Origin of the sequence: Paenibacillus sp. NPDC058898, assembly GCF_049316025.1 — a bacterium.
Lineage (GTDB): Bacteria > Bacillota > Bacilli > Paenibacillales > Paenibacillaceae > Paenibacillus_AQ.
On the sequence record NZ_JBMOSM010000003.1, the window covers coordinates 691,512 to 707,204 of the forward strand.

General features: G+C 47.3%; 15 protein-coding genes and 1 pseudogene. 4 read left to right on the top strand and 12 right to left on the bottom strand.

Annotated elements, in window-relative coordinates:
- Positions 1 to 12: 12 nt before the first annotated feature.
- A complete protein-coding gene (locus ACOZB4_RS11620; RefSeq protein ID WP_379414924.1) occupies positions 13 to 1,104 on the top strand; it encodes a spore germination protein in 1,092 nt (363 codons plus the stop codon).
- Complete coding sequence (locus ACOZB4_RS11625) at positions 1,101 to 2,300, top strand: Ger(x)C family spore germination protein (RefSeq protein WP_379414922.1); 1,200 nt, start codon at positions 1,101 to 1,103, stop codon at positions 2,298 to 2,300. Before ACOZB4_RS11620 ends, ACOZB4_RS11625 begins: the two co-directional genes overlap by 4 nt.
- Here the strand turns inward: ACOZB4_RS11625 and ACOZB4_RS11630 are convergent.
- From ACOZB4_RS11630 to ACOZB4_RS11640, 3 genes are all read right to left on the bottom strand, one after another.
- Positions 2,279 to 2,707, bottom strand: coding sequence for a GNAT family N-acetyltransferase (locus tag ACOZB4_RS11630; protein WP_379414919.1), 429 nt, complete (start codon positions 2,705 to 2,707; stop codon positions 2,279 to 2,281). The genes ACOZB4_RS11625 and ACOZB4_RS11630 overlap by 22 nt on opposite strands.
- Before the next feature lie 13 nt (positions 2,708 to 2,720).
- Positions 2,721 to 3,095, bottom strand: a complete 375-nt coding sequence (locus ACOZB4_RS11635; RefSeq protein WP_379414916.1) for a sensory rhodopsin transducer — start codon at positions 3,093 to 3,095, stop codon at positions 2,721 to 2,723.
- Positions 3,096 to 3,195: 100 nt separating this feature from the next.
- Entirely contained in the window at positions 3,196 to 3,393 is a 198-nt protein-coding gene (locus ACOZB4_RS11640; RefSeq protein ID WP_379414914.1) for a hypothetical protein, read from the bottom strand.
- 68 nt (positions 3,394 to 3,461) lie between these two features.
- Here ACOZB4_RS11640 and ACOZB4_RS11645 point away from each other — a divergent pair.
- Positions 3,462 to 3,669 (top strand): annotated as a pseudogene (locus ACOZB4_RS11645) (glycoside hydrolase family 88 protein); the annotation flags it as partial.
- Positions 3,670 to 3,773: 104 nt separating this feature from the next.
- Here ACOZB4_RS11645 and ACOZB4_RS11650 read toward each other — a convergent pair.
- Both ACOZB4_RS11650 and ACOZB4_RS11655 read right to left on the bottom strand, forming a co-directional pair.
- Positions 3,774 to 5,843, bottom strand: coding sequence for a peptidoglycan D,D-transpeptidase FtsI family protein (locus ACOZB4_RS11650; RefSeq protein WP_379414911.1), 2,070 nt, complete (start codon positions 5,841 to 5,843; stop codon positions 3,774 to 3,776).
- A 27-nt stretch (positions 5,844 to 5,870) separates the two neighbouring features.
- Positions 5,871 to 6,488, bottom strand: coding sequence for an NUDIX hydrolase (locus ACOZB4_RS11655; RefSeq protein WP_379414909.1), 618 nt, complete (start codon positions 6,486 to 6,488; stop codon positions 5,871 to 5,873).
- A 144-nt stretch (positions 6,489 to 6,632) separates the two neighbouring features.
- Between ACOZB4_RS11655 and ACOZB4_RS11660 the strand changes: the two genes are divergently transcribed.
- Positions 6,633 to 7,121: a hypothetical protein gene (locus tag ACOZB4_RS11660; protein WP_379414907.1), complete on the top strand. Its 489-nt coding sequence runs from the start codon at positions 6,633 to 6,635 to the stop codon at positions 7,119 to 7,121.
- A gap of 165 nt (positions 7,122 to 7,286) precedes the next feature.
- On the opposite strand, the gene ACOZB4_RS11665 is transcribed toward ACOZB4_RS11660, so the two are convergent.
- The 7 genes from ACOZB4_RS11665 to ACOZB4_RS11695 all read right to left on the bottom strand — a co-directional run bounded on the left by ACOZB4_RS11665 (position 7,287) and on the right by ACOZB4_RS11695 (position 15,580).
- Complete coding sequence (locus ACOZB4_RS11665; RefSeq protein WP_379414905.1) at positions 7,287 to 7,625, bottom strand: potassium channel family protein; 339 nt, start codon at positions 7,623 to 7,625, stop codon at positions 7,287 to 7,289.
- A gap of 104 nt (positions 7,626 to 7,729) precedes the next feature.
- Positions 7,730 to 11,065 carry an SNF2 helicase associated domain-containing protein gene (locus ACOZB4_RS11670; RefSeq protein ID WP_379414903.1) on the bottom strand — a complete coding sequence of 1,112 codons (3,336 nt, stop codon included), beginning with the start codon at positions 11,063 to 11,065 and terminating at the stop codon, positions 7,730 to 7,732.
- 210 nt (positions 11,066 to 11,275) lie between these two features.
- The gene (locus tag ACOZB4_RS11675) at positions 11,276 to 11,581 is read right to left on the bottom strand and encodes a hypothetical protein (protein WP_339266395.1); all 306 of its coding nucleotides are present in this window, start codon (positions 11,579 to 11,581) and stop codon (positions 11,276 to 11,278) included.
- Between the two features lie 21 nt (positions 11,582 to 11,602).
- Positions 11,603 to 12,112 carry a GNAT family N-acetyltransferase gene (locus tag ACOZB4_RS11680; RefSeq protein WP_076325112.1) on the bottom strand — a complete coding sequence of 170 codons (510 nt, stop codon included), beginning with the start codon at positions 12,110 to 12,112 and terminating at the stop codon, positions 11,603 to 11,605.
- Between the two features lie 108 nt (positions 12,113 to 12,220).
- Positions 12,221 to 13,111 carry a TIGR01777 family oxidoreductase gene (locus ACOZB4_RS11685; protein ID WP_379414897.1) on the bottom strand — a complete coding sequence of 297 codons (891 nt, stop codon included), beginning with the start codon at positions 13,109 to 13,111 and terminating at the stop codon, positions 12,221 to 12,223.
- A gap of 269 nt (positions 13,112 to 13,380) precedes the next feature.
- The gene (locus ACOZB4_RS11690; protein ID WP_379414895.1) at positions 13,381 to 14,310 is read right to left on the bottom strand and encodes an aminoglycoside phosphotransferase family protein; all 930 of its coding nucleotides are present in this window, start codon (positions 14,308 to 14,310) and stop codon (positions 13,381 to 13,383) included.
- A 382-nt stretch (positions 14,311 to 14,692) separates the two neighbouring features.
- Positions 14,693 to 15,580 carry a PhzF family phenazine biosynthesis isomerase gene (locus tag ACOZB4_RS11695; protein ID WP_379414893.1) on the bottom strand — a complete coding sequence of 296 codons (888 nt, stop codon included), beginning with the start codon at positions 15,578 to 15,580 and terminating at the stop codon, positions 14,693 to 14,695.
- Positions 15,581 to 15,693: the final 113 nt, after the last annotated feature.

A 15,693-nucleotide genomic window follows, 5' to 3' on the forward strand; every position in this document is an offset into this window, starting at 1 on the left:
AAATAAACCAACATGATAGGTAGTTCAAAAGAACAAATTACGACTTCGCAAGCAGCGGTTATCCTCGTCAATTATATTCTTGCTGCCGGGATTCTCACCCTCCCCCGCACATCTGTGGAGAAGGTGAAAACACCCGATGTGTGGATCACCGTTATTTTGGGCGGGATGATCGCAATGCTCGTAGGGGTGATCATCGTGAAATTAAACCAGCGATTTCCTGAAAAAACCTTTTATCAATATAACCAAGAAATTGTAGGAAAATGGGTAGGCGGGTTCCTTAGTTTATTTGTTATCGGCTACTTTTTTACCATTTCTGCATATGAAGTTAGAACTATGGCAGAAGTAACCGGCCTTTTTTTGCTGGAAGGTACCCCCACCTGGGCCATCATCCTGCCGTTTATGTGGATAGGTCTCTATCTGATCATAGGCGGATTAAACACGATCGCTCGTTTGTTTGAAATCATATTCCCTATTACGATCATCATTTTTTTACTGGTTGCCTTTTTGAGTTTAGGCATATTTGAGCTTGATAATCTCCGTCCCGTATTAGGGTTGGGAATTGGCCCCATGCTAAAAGGAATAAAGACAACTGCTCTAGCATTTTTAGGACCCGAAATTATGCTGCTCCTTGTAGCGTTTATGAAACAGCCGGACAAAGCCGTAAAAGTTGTTCTAATCGGACTATCCATCCCTTTGCTCTTTTACGTCATCACCGTTGTCATCGTCATAGGAGCCCTGTCGATCGATGGAGTGGTCACGAGTACATGGCCTACACTCGATCTTATGCGTAGTTTTGAAATCCCCGGTTTGATCTTTGAACGGTTTGAATCTTTGCTGCTTGTGATATGGATTATGCAAATATTCACTACCTTTACCATTACCTATTATGCGGCTGCTTTAGGGCTGGCGCAGCTGTTCAAAAAGAAGATTCATCCATTTATATATGGCTTGATCCCGGTTATTTACATCATTTCCATGACTCCCAAAAATATCAATGACCTCTTTAAGCTTGGGGATTTCATCGGCAATGTCGCGTTATTATTATTTGCTGTACTGCCAATAATCTTACTTCTAGTATCGAAATTGAGAGGTGGAAAAGCTTGAAGCGAATCACGATACGGATCCTCATAAGTACGCTGTTGGTTCTTATACTCCTACCTCTTACAGGATGCTGGAGCAATAAAGAAATCGAAGATTTGGGCCTTATTGTAGGCACTTCATTGGATTTGGAAAAACAGGAGGGGGCGCAGGAAGAGTCAGCGGGACAAGCGGGCTGGCATCCTCAACGGGATCGAATTACGATAACCAATCAATTTGTCACCGCAGAGACCACAGGTAAAGAAACAAAAAGCAGTTCATCACATCAAAAAGCTTATATCAACGTTACTGAAACTGGAGACGCGATCCTGCCGACCTTACGTAATATGATATTAAGAATCGACAAGCGTGCCTTTGCTGAACATTCAAAAGTGATCATCATTGGAGAGGATCTTGCACGTACTTTGGATCTGCAAAGGATTTTGGATTTTTATAATAGGGAGCAGGAAATGAGACCAAGCGCCCTCCTTCTCATCGCTCAAAACGGTGCGAGTAAAACATTAGAATCGAAAAAACCGATGGATATTCCAGCATTCCGGCTCGTTGAAATGACACACGGTCACGGAAGAACCACCAAAATTTTGCCTCCAACTACACTTACCAAAATAGAGGGGAAGCTGCATTCCGGAGCCAGCTTTCTTTTACAAAATGTTGTCTCGCAGAATGGAGAAACAAAATTTAGAGGAGCAGCCGTCATTGAAGGAAAAACAAGAAAACTACGTGGTTTTTTGAATGAAAAAGAAATACAGGGCATAACGTTGATAACCGGAAAAGGGAAAGGCGGTTTAGTTAAAACCTTTGATAAAAAGACAGGTGAGCCACTTATATACGAAGTTTTGTCAATGAAAAGTAAAATTGAACCTCATGTGGACGGGAACAACATCTCGTTTGATTTAAAAATCGAGTCCGAAGGAAGAATTGCCGAGCATTGGGTGGTTTCGGAGAAAACCATTGAAACTAGCTTTTTGAAAAGAGTGGAAAAAACGATTGAAGAAGATGTGGAACGTCTAGTAGAGACCGTACTCGATAAAATTCAACATGAATACCGAACGGACGTTGCCGGCTTCGGAAACAAATTGAGAATTAAGTATCCTCATGTATGGAAAGCAGCCAAAAAAGATTGGGATCAAACCTTTAGTGAGGTTCCGATCAAGTGTGAGGTGAAAATAACGGTCAAAGATTATGGGACAGCCGATGAATGAGTTCGCTGTATATTCTTCTTCATTCCAATAGTGAATCGCTGAAAGCCCAGCTTCTCATAATATGGCTCCAGCCCTTCTTCACACATCAGTTGCGGGAAGACCCTGGACTTCTCGCAATGTTCAACCAATCGATGGAGGATCTCGCTGCCTATCCCTCTGGACTGATAATCCGGATGCACGCCTAATCCGCATATAACGCCAGTAATAACCCCATCGGAAATCAAACGTCCCATACCTACCAGTCTCTGTCCTTCATATGCATAGATGGCATACCAGCTTTGCAAACACATGGTTTTCAATTCGGTAACGGATAGATGAATAGAGTTCCAACCAAGCGAAGCATACAAAACTTCCAGTTGACGAAAATCCTCAGGCGGCTCTGAGGTATATATTACATTCTGTGCCATACAATCACCTTCCTTAGGATCGGGTTACCGGATACGCCATGACACTCATCAAGGCATTCTCGGCCTGAGTCGAATCGAGACGGCTGTACTGAACAAATACAGGTGCACTGCTTGTAACCTCCATGGCATAGGGAATACCTGGAGGAATGCCTTGCCCGCCGTCCGTTTGTAGCGAGCTGGTTCGTATGTGCTTGGTTCTTCTAGCTGGTACGATGGTTTTCATCCCTAGCAATGGATCACGATCCTCGAAGTAAGCATGTATCGTAACCACAATGTCCTGCTCGGATAAGTTCAAGACACAGACGGATTCATGACTGGATAATTCTCCGCTGCTTTCAGGAGGGATATACCCGTCCGGAATAATCCAATGTTTTTCGCCTTTTGACATGCGTTTCGCTCCTAACAACTCATGGTTTAGGGTGCTTAAATAATAATACATTCGCTATGGACTCCGAAAGTTCCTTTAATCCTCGATCCACCCCATCGTGCTAACGCAGAAACAGAGACAACGGCTGGTGACCAAGCGCCTTCAGAGCGCCAACCACCATGTCAGCCAGTCGGACCGCACCGCGCTCTTGAGTCCATGACGCCCTGCGGAAACAGAAGAAACTCCCCTGGCTTCCCCCACATAAACACGGATTTGATTCCTTCAGGACCCAGCTGGTTAAAATTTCGGCTAACTCCATTATGGATTGGGAGCCTCCGAACATAAATTCAAATAACCGTTCTCCTTGTTCAAATAACCGACCACATAAGCAAAGTCACGCAGAAGTCGATTGACGGCATATTGTCCAAGATCACCGAGGATGGCACCGTTACCGGCGTATCTGCGGGAACGGCCGTCATGAAGGATACCGCAGGGTACAGAGGCGTGCCGGATAAGCGGATGACAAGGCTGGGGTCAAGGGCTGGTCTTAACCTTTCTGGCAGAGATGCTGAAGATCAAGGACAATCCTTATTGATTAAATGCGATACAAAAAAAGGCAGGATTGGAGAGGATCAAGTTCGCCTCTGCAGCCTGCCTTTTTGTTATATGCAATTTAACGCGATTCTGCGACTACGGTTCTTATCTATTGTCCTCTGTCTCATCCTCGCCGCTATCCTTCTTCTGCTCTTCAGTCTTCTTCGGATGCGGCGTTCCGTCAAGTCCGTAGACTTCATCATAAGCGTCGAATATTTTCCTCGCAATCGGTGCAGCGCTTTGCGAGCCGAAGCCGCCTTCCGGCACAACGACGGCCACCGCCAGCTTCGGATTATCGCGCGGAGCAAAGGCGATGAAAACGCCGTTATCAAGGTTAACACCTTTATATGATTGCTCGGATGTACCTGTTTTGCGGGCAAAATCATATTTAAAATCTTCGAAACCCGCGATACCTTGTGTATTCATCCCCTGTTTAATGATTTGCCAGTATTGCTTGGGAAAATCAACTTCATTAAGGACCTCCCGCCCGAATTCCTTGACCACTTTTCCATTCTGATCCGTTATTTTGCTGACCAGCTGCGGCTTGATTCGCTTGCCTTCATTCGCCAGCATCACCGTGTATTGAGCAAGCTGTAGAGGGGTGTATTTACCCTGTTGACCGAAGGAAGCGTAGGCTAACGCCGCGAGATTACTTCCCGCTGCTTTTGTATCAGTATAATTTTTCAGTCCTTTATGCTCCTTAGGCAAACCACTCCCCGTTACTACTCCAAGACCAAACTGCTCCATATACTCATCCCACTTTTTGACGCCTTTCTCCCCGCCGTACTTGCCAACTAACTCCTTGCCGATCATATCGATCATAAAGGCATTGGATGATTGCTGAATCGCTTGTTGTGGTTTAATAGGCCCTATTCTATGGCCGCTCGAGTTCCGGATTTTCGTTTCGCTTCCTTCCCGACCGATCGAGGCGTACCCTTGATCGTTATACGTATAGTTAGGGCCAAACAACCCCTCATTTAACCCGATCAACACCGTCAGCGGCTTAATAACGGAACCAAGGAAAATCATGGACTCGAACCCGTGTCCCGATCTGCCTGACCCGTATATCGTGATCGTACCATTACCCGACGAGTCCACGACATCTTGTGTAATTTTGCCTCCGCTTTCCCAAACATTCGGGTCGTAATCCGGCATGCTGGCCATCGCGACAACATGGCCAGTATCAATTTCCATGGCGACGGCGTAGCCGGTGACAGCATCCTTATGAAGCTTACCCGATACAGGGTTGGTATGAAGATATTGAAGCCGATCCATAATGGCCTGCTCTGTCGCAAGCTGAATGTCTTTATGGATCGTGGTGTGGATATTAAGGCCTTTTTCAGGAGGGACCATCGTCGGTACGCCATCCACCATATTCTGCGGATTAATCGGAATGCTGAGGTAACCGCTCTTGCCGCGCAGTTCTTCCTGATACATCCGTTCCAATCCGTCATACCCCACCGACTCTTCTTCCGTGTAGATCAAGCCAGGATTCTTCTGATCCTTGTTGCTTTGATCGATAACCTCATAATCCTTTACGGATTTGGAACCTCCGAACTTCCGCAAGTATCCGATTGTCTGAACCGCAACCGTATCCGGATCATAATGCCTTACATTCTCCTCCACAATCTGGACGCCGGGGAACTTGGCGCGGTTCTCCATGAAATAAGCGATCTCTTCCTTCGTCAGATCCGTCTTGATGCGTCTCGGTTCATAACCATGCTGCTTGTTGTATTCCAAATCCAGGTCGTCAATCACTTTCTTCACCGTGATCGGTTCCGCCTCAGGATCCCCATACTTGTTAAACGCCTGGACGATTTGTCTCGCCATTTCCACGGCTTCCGGCCTGTTCGCTTTTCCCTTGTCCGTCTTCTTGCTGTAATCCTTCATGAGCGTAATATATAAAGAGTTCGAAGCTGTAGAATAAGCAAGCTTCGTGCCGGATGCATCGATGATGGACCCCCGGATCGGCTGCAGCGGGAAGTGCTTCTGCTCTCCGCCGATTTCCTGACTCGCAAGCTCAGGTCCCTCTACGAACTGCAATATGGCCATGCGAATGATAATGACGCAAAAGATAAGAAATGCACTAAAAAAGAAAATATTAATCCGTCCATTATATCTACGTTTCATTTCCGTTTCATCCGGTACGTCCTTATAAATTTTAAAACCCTTCACATTGTCTACGCTCCTTTGTTATATGGTTTAATCCAGCCAAGTTGGCAGATGAGGCTGTTTCTCGAATTCAAAGATTCGCTGCAGTTGTTCCTGGGTATTCCGTTCTTCAGACAGTGGAGGCAGTTCGTCCAGCCGGAAAAAACCGACCGCAGACGTCTCCGTTCCCACGCCTGCAGCTCCGCCTGTAATGTCGCACTGAATGAACATTTTGTACACATGGAAGGCCGAAGGCGGATGGTTATGAAACTTCTTATCCAATACAGCCAGTAATCTCGTTGCGCGTACCTCATACCCCGCTTCTTCCTTCACTTCCTTCACAACAACCTCGGCAGGCGATAGACCGATGTCCGCCCATCCTCCCGGCAATGCCCAAGCCCCGTCGGCCTTTTCCTTCACCAGAAGTAGCTTCCCCTCTTGAAAAATAACGCCGCGGACGTCCACCTTCGGCGTTTGGTATCCGGTTTCACTCGCAAAGAGCGTACGGATCTTCTCGTCGCCTGCTTCGGTATACTCCTGCATGATCTTGATGCTGAGCTCCCTTAGCTGCTCAAACCGTTCCTTGTCATAGACATCCCTCGTATATTCCAGTCCGGCCTGGCTGATCGCCTGTATCTCTTTTGCCCAATCCAACCATTTTAGTGTCATAGATTCATCCCTCTTCGATTTCTTCTCATATATATAACGCCTGCTACCCACGATTGGTTTATAATGGAAGTGTTTGATTTCAAAATTATAACATATTTTCCGCCTGATTATGAGACGAGTGATATATTAAGGGGGCTTTATTACATGAAGAAAACCCGATCGGTTCTATATGTAATCCTGCTAATCGTTGTGTTCGGTACGGGCTATTATGTCGGATCGAGGTCAGAGAATTCAAAACCGATCTCAAAGGAAAATGCCCGCAAAGCCATCCAAACCCTGTGGGTAAAATCTGCCGAACCTCCGCTGCCCAAGGTTACAATCGACGGCACCGAAATCGCGGTGCAGCGAGGCTGGTACCTTTATTCATGGTGCAACGGGGATAAGTGTTCGATGACGGATGCAGTCCGACCGGAGCTGAAGGATATAACACCCGTTGTAGTCCAAGGCGGCGTGGACATTAAAACAACGCCACCCGAAGGAATAGATGGCTTCACCATCCTAAACCTGACGGATCCTGATATCGACGGATATACCGTACCGACAGAACCCGGCTCGTACCTGTACGAAATTCATTGTACATGGCCTCTGGAGCAGGGACGCGCCAGCTTTTATTTTGCGGTAACGGTCCAATAGGGTAAACAGCTCAACTAAAGCGATATCAGTGTTCATAAAAAAAGATGACCTCGACGAATTCGAGGTCATTTGCTTGCTAGTTAAGTCCAGGACGGTTTTCTCTGAACCTTCCCCAATCGGTTCACAGTTCAAACGCCTGGAATGTTTCCTTTTTCCATTAGGAATTCAGTCCTTCTCATCCCTTTGATTCGTTCGGATTAAGGCATACGCCAATTGTCCAGCCATCCCAAGGAATAAACCCGTACCGACGACAATATACACCATCGTGAATGTTTTACCAAGCGGTGTCTGCGGCACGAATTCCGGATGACCTACTGTACTCAACGTCACTACGCAGAAATACAGGGCATCCAGCACGGATAACCCTTCCTGCTTGGTATAAAACATCGTACCCGATATCAGCATAATGACGATCAATACAAACAACGCTACAAAATACCGCTGCTTAAACGCTCGAAATAGACCGCTGAAGAGACGTTTTAACGTTAGTAAAAAAGATATCATCCCAAAAACCGTCCTATTCTATAACTGGAGTATACGTTACATAAATCACATACAGCTATTATATCAGCGTTTTATCCCCTGCACCCATCCACACTCTTAGAGGCTTAACCCTGAAGCGTCAGCAGCTCCCGGATTTCCGCCTCGGTCCAGCTTGGAAGCGACTCTTCTCCCGGTTGAACCAGTTCCTCGATCAGATCCTTCTTCTTCTGCTGCAGAGCGACCATTTTATCCTCGATGGTATCCTGAGCCACCAGCCGTATCACCTGCACAACCTTCTTCTGTCCGATGCGATGTGCCCGGTCCGTCGCCTGCTGCTCTACAGCAGGGTTCCACCACAGATCATACAAGATCACCGTATCGGCCCCGGTCAGGTTTAGCCCCGTTCCGCCTGCCTTCAGTGATATGAGGAACACTTCCCGTTCTCCTTCGTTGAAGCGTTCGCACAGCTTCACTCGCTCCGATGCCGGAGTCTGTCCATCCAAGTAGAAAAACGGTATCCCCCGATATCCGAGCTCCCCGGCAATCAGATTCAGCATCCCCGTAAACTGGGAGAATACCAGCATCCGTCTTCCCGCAAGCCGACATTCCTCAATGGTTTCCAGAAGCTGCTCAAACTTGGCCGAACTACCCTCATAGCCCTCCACGAATAGGGCCGGGTGACAGCAGATCTGGCGCAGACGAGTAATGCCCGCTAAGATGCGAATCCGACTCTTCTGAAAGCCATCCTGCGCCAAATGCTTGAGCGTCTCTTGTCTTAACTTCGCAAGATAGGCGGTATAGAGCTTCTTCTGTTCGACCAGCAGGCCCGATGTCTGAACCGTCTCTATCTTCTCCGGCAGCTCCTTGAGCACATCCGATTTCAGCCTGCGAAGCAGGAAGGGGCGCACTCGCCTCACCACGGTTTCTTTCGGCAATTCCTGAAACGTTTTTCGATCTCCAAAGAGTGCCGGGAAAACGGCATCATATATGGACCATAGTTCCTCAAGTCGGTTCTCGACCGGGGTACCTGTCAGAGCAAACCGATAACGGGCATGCAGCGTTTTGACTACCTGAGCCGTTTGCGTTGTGTAATTTTTGAAGAATTGGGCTTCATCCAGAATTAACGTTAAGAACGGCAGCTTCGCATAGCGCTCAACGTCCCTGCGGAGCAGCGGGTAAGAAGTAATGATGACATCATCGTTCCCCGCATTCTGTATGATTTTAGCCCGTTCGGTCTGCGTACCATCGGCAATGATGGCCTTGATCTCGGGCGCAAACTTCTGGAGCTCATTATGCCAGTTATAGAGCAGAGAGGCCGGCGCCACGATCAGCGCAGGTTCGTTACGTTCTCTGATCTCCGGAAGTACTGACAGAATGAATGCAATGCTCTGAATCGTTTTACCAAGGCCCATATCATCGGCCAAGATGCCACCGAAGCGGTAGTGGGCCATCGTCTTCATCCATTGGAAACCAAACTTCTGATAATCCCGTAGGACCGTTTCAAGGCTCGGCGGCACGGCAAAATCCAAATGATCCGGATTCTTCACATGCTGCAGCATTTGGCGCAAGGATCGGCCAAGCTGGACCGTTGACCCCGAATCTTCCCAATCCAGCAGCTGAAGTCCTTGGACTGCCGGCATTTTGAACTGCGAGCCCTCCCCTTCGTATAACCAAGGCCCTACCCGGTTCATTAAAGCAACCATTGCCTGGAACTCGGCGCTTTCCAGCGGAAGCAGCGCGCCGTTTGGCAACCGGTGATATTTGCGTTTTTCTTCAAGCGATTTGACGATCTCCCGAATTTCGGCTTCCCGAATCCCCTCCATATCAAACTTCAATTCAAGCCAATCCGTCCGTTCGTCGACCTCCACCCGCACCTTGGCACCCATCGGTTCAGTAAGCACCCGTTCCTTCACGGCCGTCGTTGCATAAACAACCAGCAGCTTCTCCAGCTGCGGGATCGTATGATACAGGAAATCGTATTCGGCATCCTCATCGTTCATGAAGAAACCGCCATCGGTCTTGGCAAAGGAGGCGTTCTCCATGAGCTCAAGAATCCGCTGCTCCTGCTCTCCGTCGCGAACGAGGATCGAGCTGCTGCTGCGTATGGCGCGATGCCCCTCCAACGGATTAATGGTGATTTCTCCATATTGAAATTCGAGTCCGGCCAAAAGCCGGCCACGCACCCGGTCCAGATAGAGCTTCGCTTTTAAAGGCGTTTTGACAATGCGGTCAGATACGGTCTGTGCCACATGGACACTTCCAAGCTTCATCAGTCCCGGAACCACCCGCTCCATAATGGACTCCATCATCTCAGGTTGAATCCGGATATGCGGTTTATTCGCATTCTCAAGCAGCTGCTTCATCTCGGAGAGTCTTCTGCAAGCATCCAATTCAAGCTGAATAAGCTTACCGTCCACAATGACGAGTCCGTAACTTTCCAGAACGATCATTCGCTCCAGTCCCTCGATCTTCATCAGGTATTGATCATTCCCGGCTTCATCAAACTCGAATTGAAGGGGGATCGGATCTTGAACGAATTCCAGCTTATCCGTGAGGATCCCGTCCAAAGACAACAGGGAATGGTTCGAATGGGATAATCGTTCCCTTACTTGGGGCCAAAAAGTGGGAGGAATAATCAGCATTCGGTCACCGCTTCCGTGTTTGCCATGCGGAGCATACATGTCCAGTGACTGTTTAAACATGCTTTCATGCTCGTATACACGAATCAGCTCCTGGAGAATATCATCATCCTCCTTTTTAAAACTGTGCAGCTCCGGATCGTACGTGAAATTCTTCGTGAACATGCAGGTTTTGCCGTATTTTACACACGCCAGAAACTCTCGAATCCGCTGCACGATATACAGTCGTTTCTTACCTATTCGCAGCTCTACGCCGAACAAGTATTTACGATTTCCGTAAGGATATAACTTGAAGATGAACTCCATCTCCAGAACTTCTCGGGTGTCAAACCTGGACGCTGCCGTGGCCCTCCGGCCTTCGGAATAAGAGAACAATCCGAGCAGCTGGCTGCTGAGCAGCGCATCCTGTTCCCCTTCATCCGAGCTTCTGTCATGCTCCGGAGAATACCGAGGCGTTAATTGCCCGTCTTCTGTATTTCCGCTACCAGAAGGATGTAATAACGATGGATAAGGGCGTATCGGAGCTTCCACCGTTTGCTCAATATCACGGATGTTCAGGAGCAGCGCCGCAATATGTCTGCACCGCTTCCGGGAGAATCCATAATCGATACAGCTGCATTCGGTGAATACATCCCCGTTCGAGTCAATCTCGGCATAGGCGATACCCAACTCCTGATCCGTCACTTCTGCCTCGTATTTTCGAGTGTCCGGATCTTGTTTCAGCATCGTTACATGTCCATCTCTATATAAAACCCCGCCACGATCATAGGAGGTCTTTCCGCATAATAGTTTGATCACCCGTTCGGTCAGTTGGTAACCCATAACCACAATCCCTTCTCTATTTACTGCTAAAAAACAGTATACCATTTTGTGCGGAAAGGCTAGTAATGCCGACGGCCGATATTCAAAAACGTCTATCGACGTACATTCTCAGAAAACTGACCGCATTTACCGGGATATTTTTCGTGCCATATCAGGAAGGCCCATACTTTGAAGTTTATCCTTACTGATATCAAAAAAAAGAACTCGCCGCTACGGCAAGTTCTTCTTCCGCTGTTTCTCATAATAACGGGTCAAATTGTCATAGCGGGTGTTTTGGCCTCTCCATGCTCCGCTAGAAATAATGAAACCGACAATCATATAGATAAGAAAATAATAATAATACCGTGTTATAAAAAAATCAGGATCAAACTTGTCCTTGTCAAGAAACCAGGTGGCTGCAGCCCACACAATATATAATAAAAAGCCATGTAAAAGGCCCCGTGAAAGCACAAACCTGCCTTTTCCCTTTGCCCGAATCGCCGTCCATTTGCGATAGAATCGCTCATCTCGATTCATCCAATCCCTCCGCTTCGTGGCTTAGATACGTTTGTAATACAGCACCGTCCCGTCCAGTTGGCCGTTAGAGGATATGGCATAATCGGGTATGACTCCAGCTTGGATGTAACCCAGAGACTGATACAGCTTGTTGGAGGGGTCCCCCTCCCGGGTATCTAAGACCAGCAAGGTTCTACCCTCTTGCTTGGCTTTCGGCTCCAGATGCAGCATCAACGCTCTGCCGATGCCGCCGCGACGGGATGCAGGATCCACCATCAGTTTCGCTACCTCGGCCCGGTGTCTACCATTCGCCTTCATGGCGCACTGCAGCTGAACCGTGCCGATCATCTGCCCATCCTGCACGGCAACCCACAGGGTAACCCCTGGGCCAAGTACATCCTCCCAGTAAGCGAAAGCTTCATCGTAAGACAGCGGAGCTAAGAATCCTACCGATGCCCCATTTTCAACTACCCGAATCAATAATTCCGTTAATTGATGATGCATGTCGGTTTCTAATGGATCGACCTCTATTATGGAAAACGCAGGGTTCATTATAGGATACTCCCTCTCTCTCATCTAATAAAATCATTCTATCCGTTCCGTTGGCATATGCAATCATTTTTTACGATGCGAAAACCACGACGCGCGGTCAGAATCCTCTTATCGCTTCAAGATGTCAGCCAGTGCTTTATTCAGCGTATCGTATGTAAAATGAAACCCTGCCTTACAGAGTCTGTCCGGAATAACCCAGCGGCTCTTCAGCACGAGTTCCGTTTCGGTTTGAATAAGCCGGGCGCCCAGCTCAAGCAGCCATTTAGGTGACGGCAATCCCAATCTGCGATTCAATGAAAGCCGAAGCTGCTCCATCAATTCCTTATTCGTAACCGGATAGGGAGACGCACAATTGAAAACCCCGCTCAGCTCTGCCCTCTCTTGTAAGAACAGAATCATGCGGTACAGATCCTCCACGTGGATCCAGCTGAACTTTTGCTTGCCCGTACCTTGAACGCCACCAAGTCCGTATTTTACCAGGTTAACATAAGGAGTCATGACGCCGCCGCCCGGTCCCAGTACGATGGCAATACGCAAAGCGATTTGTCTTGTTTGAGGCAGCGAGAATGAGAAGAAAGCGCGCTCCCATTCCTTGGCAACCTCGACGGAGAAGCCCCAGCCGATTTCGCCCTGCTCCTCCGTCATCGGCTTATCTTCCGCATGGCGATAAATCGTAGCCGTACTGGAATTAAACCATGTACGCGGAGGAGTATGGCATGCCTCGATGGCACTGCCGAGTATATTCGTTGTATCTACTCTTGATTTGATTATAAGCTCCTTATTTTTCTCATCGTAACGGCAATTGACCGATTTACCTGCTAAATTAATCAGCATATCCGCCCCCTCCAGGGCAGCAACGATAGCTTCTTGATCGTTCCATGCGATATGACCCTTCCGTCGGGATATCATAAGAACTTGTGTTTGCTGTTCATTCGTGAATTTTTTCGTAAGATAAGTTCCAATAAAGCCAGTTCCACCGGCCAACACGATCTTTTTCATAGAATAGAATCAGCTCATTTCTCTTTGTTTTATCCACATAATAAACTTCCATGATATCTATTGTTTCTTACAATATACCATTTCCTCAATAGAGAACAAAAAAGAAAACACCTTCCTCATAGAAGATGTTCCATTCATATATAGAACTCGCGGAATCGTAAGATGATTTCAGAAAAACACCAAACTCTCTCTTCTTCCCGGTTCCTTCGGTATCTGCCAATTTCTCATATCTGTCAAAATGCGTTCCCCTAAGCAAAATCTGTAGGGATCTATTGACTTAATAGAGACATGATTTGGTTTTTCATGAACTGATAGCTGTGGGGATCATCCTTCTTCGCATAAAAACGAAGTCCGTCCAGCGCTTTGAACAACTGATGGCCTAACAATCTCTCTTCAAAATAAGGAATACTGACGCCTTGCTGCTCCAACGCCTGCTGCAGCCTTTTCGGAAACTCAATCATCGGGTACCACGTATGAAGAACAGAGACATCCAGCATGAAGTCGCCGAACATGGCCATCTCCCAATCCACGATCCCCGTTACATTCTCGTTCTCTCCCAGCATATTGCCCAAATGGAAATCTCCATGTACAAGATATCGCTCCGGAGGCGAATAACGAACCAGTTCGATCATCGTTTGGTAAATTTCTTCGAAAAACTCTTTTTCCAGAAAGCTGTTCTCATACAGATTGTGCCATCCATGGTAGAACCCTTCTTGCTCCTCATCGAAAACAGACGTGATGTAGTCCAGCCATGAACGATGGACAGCCTTGCCTTCCGGAGTAATCCAGCCATAACCCTCATGGGAATCCCCGACATGTATCTGACGGATTCGCATGAATTGATGAACGATGTCGGGGATAAGCCCTCGAATTTGTGGCGGCTCAAGAGCACTTATCGGCGTACCGGATACTTTATCCGAAATGGAGAAGTGAATATTCTCCACTTTCCCTATCTTGTGGATACGGGGAATGGGCAAAGATTGCTTGCCGTACATATCGTAGATTTTAAGCGCTTTATGAAGGCTGTCCCCATTATCCTTAAAATGAATGACATAATCGGCTTCGCCCTTGCGGTAACTGAACACCTTACTCAGTTCCCCCATCTCGATGGGGGTGACATTCATTACCGATTCCCCTTCAATAAACTTCAGATGACTTACCGCCATATCCAACGTCATCTCTGGCTTAAATGTTTTCATAACATGATCTCCTCCTTCATCATCTGATCCGGGTTCGACTTGGACGTATTCCATCTTCGATATAACCCGTCATGCCTTTATTTATACTCATGAGCTTCCGCCTCCAGGCAGGGTGCCGGGTCCATTGGAAAAACTTTGTGATGGCAAACACCAGTCCGGCACCAAAAACAACGCGCAGATGATTCCGACAATGGAGATAACCACGTTGTCCGATGTAATCCCACCGTATACTAATCCACTACCTAGCAGTACAAACGCCAGAGAGCCTATTAGCATTTTGGTCACTTTGGGATAAATCTTTATTTCTTCTTATTCCTGCATGAGTCGCACTCCTCGTTTTTATTAACTTATGAAGACGATTCTATCATCCGTTGGTCATCTATCAATAACGAACTTGGAACTCCTTGACGAACACCGCTGTACCGGATATATAGACATCCATGGTCTCTTTCCAGCGATTCACTTGAACATTTACTCTCCCGTCTTTCCCCATTTCCTGGCCTTGTTCAATATTAAATTGAGCGGAGGATACTTCAGGATTCAGATAAGTCAAATAATAAGCTCCCATTACCCCCGATGCAGTTCCAGTTACCGGATCCTCCACGGTCCCAGAGTACGGCGATGAGAAATGTCTCGCGTGCATGAACGAAGACGCATCCATCGTTTCCAGGCAAAAAGGATGCAGTGAGGCTTTAGGATTTTCTATTAAAATGTCCGGAAACACTGCATTATCAGGGACCATCCGCTCAAAATGCTCCAACCCTTTTATCGGCACCAACAATGTCCAGATCCCCGTGCTTCCATACACGATGGGCATACTTAAGTCCAAATCGTCACGTTTCAGACCTATGGATGATGCCAAGCGGTCCACATCTCCCTCATAAGATATGAATTGAGGATGATCCTGCTTCATCTTCATGGTTAACTGGCCCTCGGCATTTTGAAACTCTATGGGCAGAATGCCCACTTTGGTCTCAATCCACACGGTTTCTTTTTCCGACAGCAGTCCCTTGGTTTTCAAGGCATACATGGATGCCATAGTGGCATGGCCGCACAGGTTCATTTCATGACCGGGAGTAAAATATCTCAGTCTAATATCTGCTTGATCTGACTTTAAGATAAAGGTGGTTTCATTGAATCCAACGCTGCGGGCGATGGATTGCATCTCTCCCTCCGTGAGATCATCCGCATTCAAGACCACACCGGCAGGATTTCCCTTGTTAGGCTGCACCGAGAATGCATCATAATGAAGTACGTTTATTGATTTCATGTTTCTCTGATCCTCCTTTTTGCACCGTCCAGGATTTAGCATCGAAATTTAGTGAAAATTTTACCATGGGGGATTTGTTAAATCCAGACCAAATTTGCAAACAGCTTCCTTCA

Coding starts and splice junctions, on each gene's coding strand:
- ACOZB4_RS11640 (WP_379414914.1), bottom strand. CDS start 3,393: ATGGAGTTAGCCGAAATTTTAACCAGCTGGGTCCTGAAGGAATCAAAT.
- ACOZB4_RS11675 (WP_339266395.1), bottom strand. CDS start 11,581: ATGAATCGAGATGAGCGATTCTATCGCAAATGGACGGCGATTCGGGCA.
- ACOZB4_RS11695 (WP_379414893.1), bottom strand. CDS start 15,580: ATGAAATCAATAAACGTACTTCATTATGATGCATTCTCGGTGCAGCCT.
- ACOZB4_RS11665 (WP_379414905.1), bottom strand. CDS start 7,625: ATGATATCTTTTTTACTAACGTTAAAACGTCTCTTCAGCGGTCTATTT.
- ACOZB4_RS11655 (WP_379414909.1), bottom strand. CDS start 6,488: ATGACACTAAAATGGTTGGATTGGGCAAAAGAGATACAGGCGATCAGC.
- ACOZB4_RS11635 (WP_379414916.1), bottom strand. CDS start 3,095: ATGTCAAAAGGCGAAAAACATTGGATTATTCCGGACGGGTATATCCCT.
- ACOZB4_RS11630 (WP_379414919.1), bottom strand. CDS start 2,707: ATGGCACAGAATGTAATATATACCTCAGAGCCGCCTGAGGATTTTCGT.
- ACOZB4_RS11670 (WP_379414903.1), bottom strand. CDS start 11,065: ATGGGTTACCAACTGACCGAACGGGTGATCAAACTATTATGCGGAAAG.
- ACOZB4_RS11690 (WP_379414895.1), bottom strand. CDS start 14,310: ATGAAAACATTTAAGCCAGAGATGACGTTGGATATGGCGGTAAGTCAT.
- ACOZB4_RS11660 (WP_379414907.1), top strand. CDS start 6,633: ATGAAGAAAACCCGATCGGTTCTATATGTAATCCTGCTAATCGTTGTG.
- ACOZB4_RS11620 (WP_379414924.1), top strand. CDS start 13: ATGATAGGTAGTTCAAAAGAACAAATTACGACTTCGCAAGCAGCGGTT.
- ACOZB4_RS11680 (WP_076325112.1), bottom strand. CDS start 12,112: ATGAACCCTGCGTTTTCCATAATAGAGGTCGATCCATTAGAAACCGAC.
- ACOZB4_RS11685 (WP_379414897.1), bottom strand. CDS start 13,111: ATGAAAAAGATCGTGTTGGCCGGTGGAACTGGCTTTATTGGAACTTAT.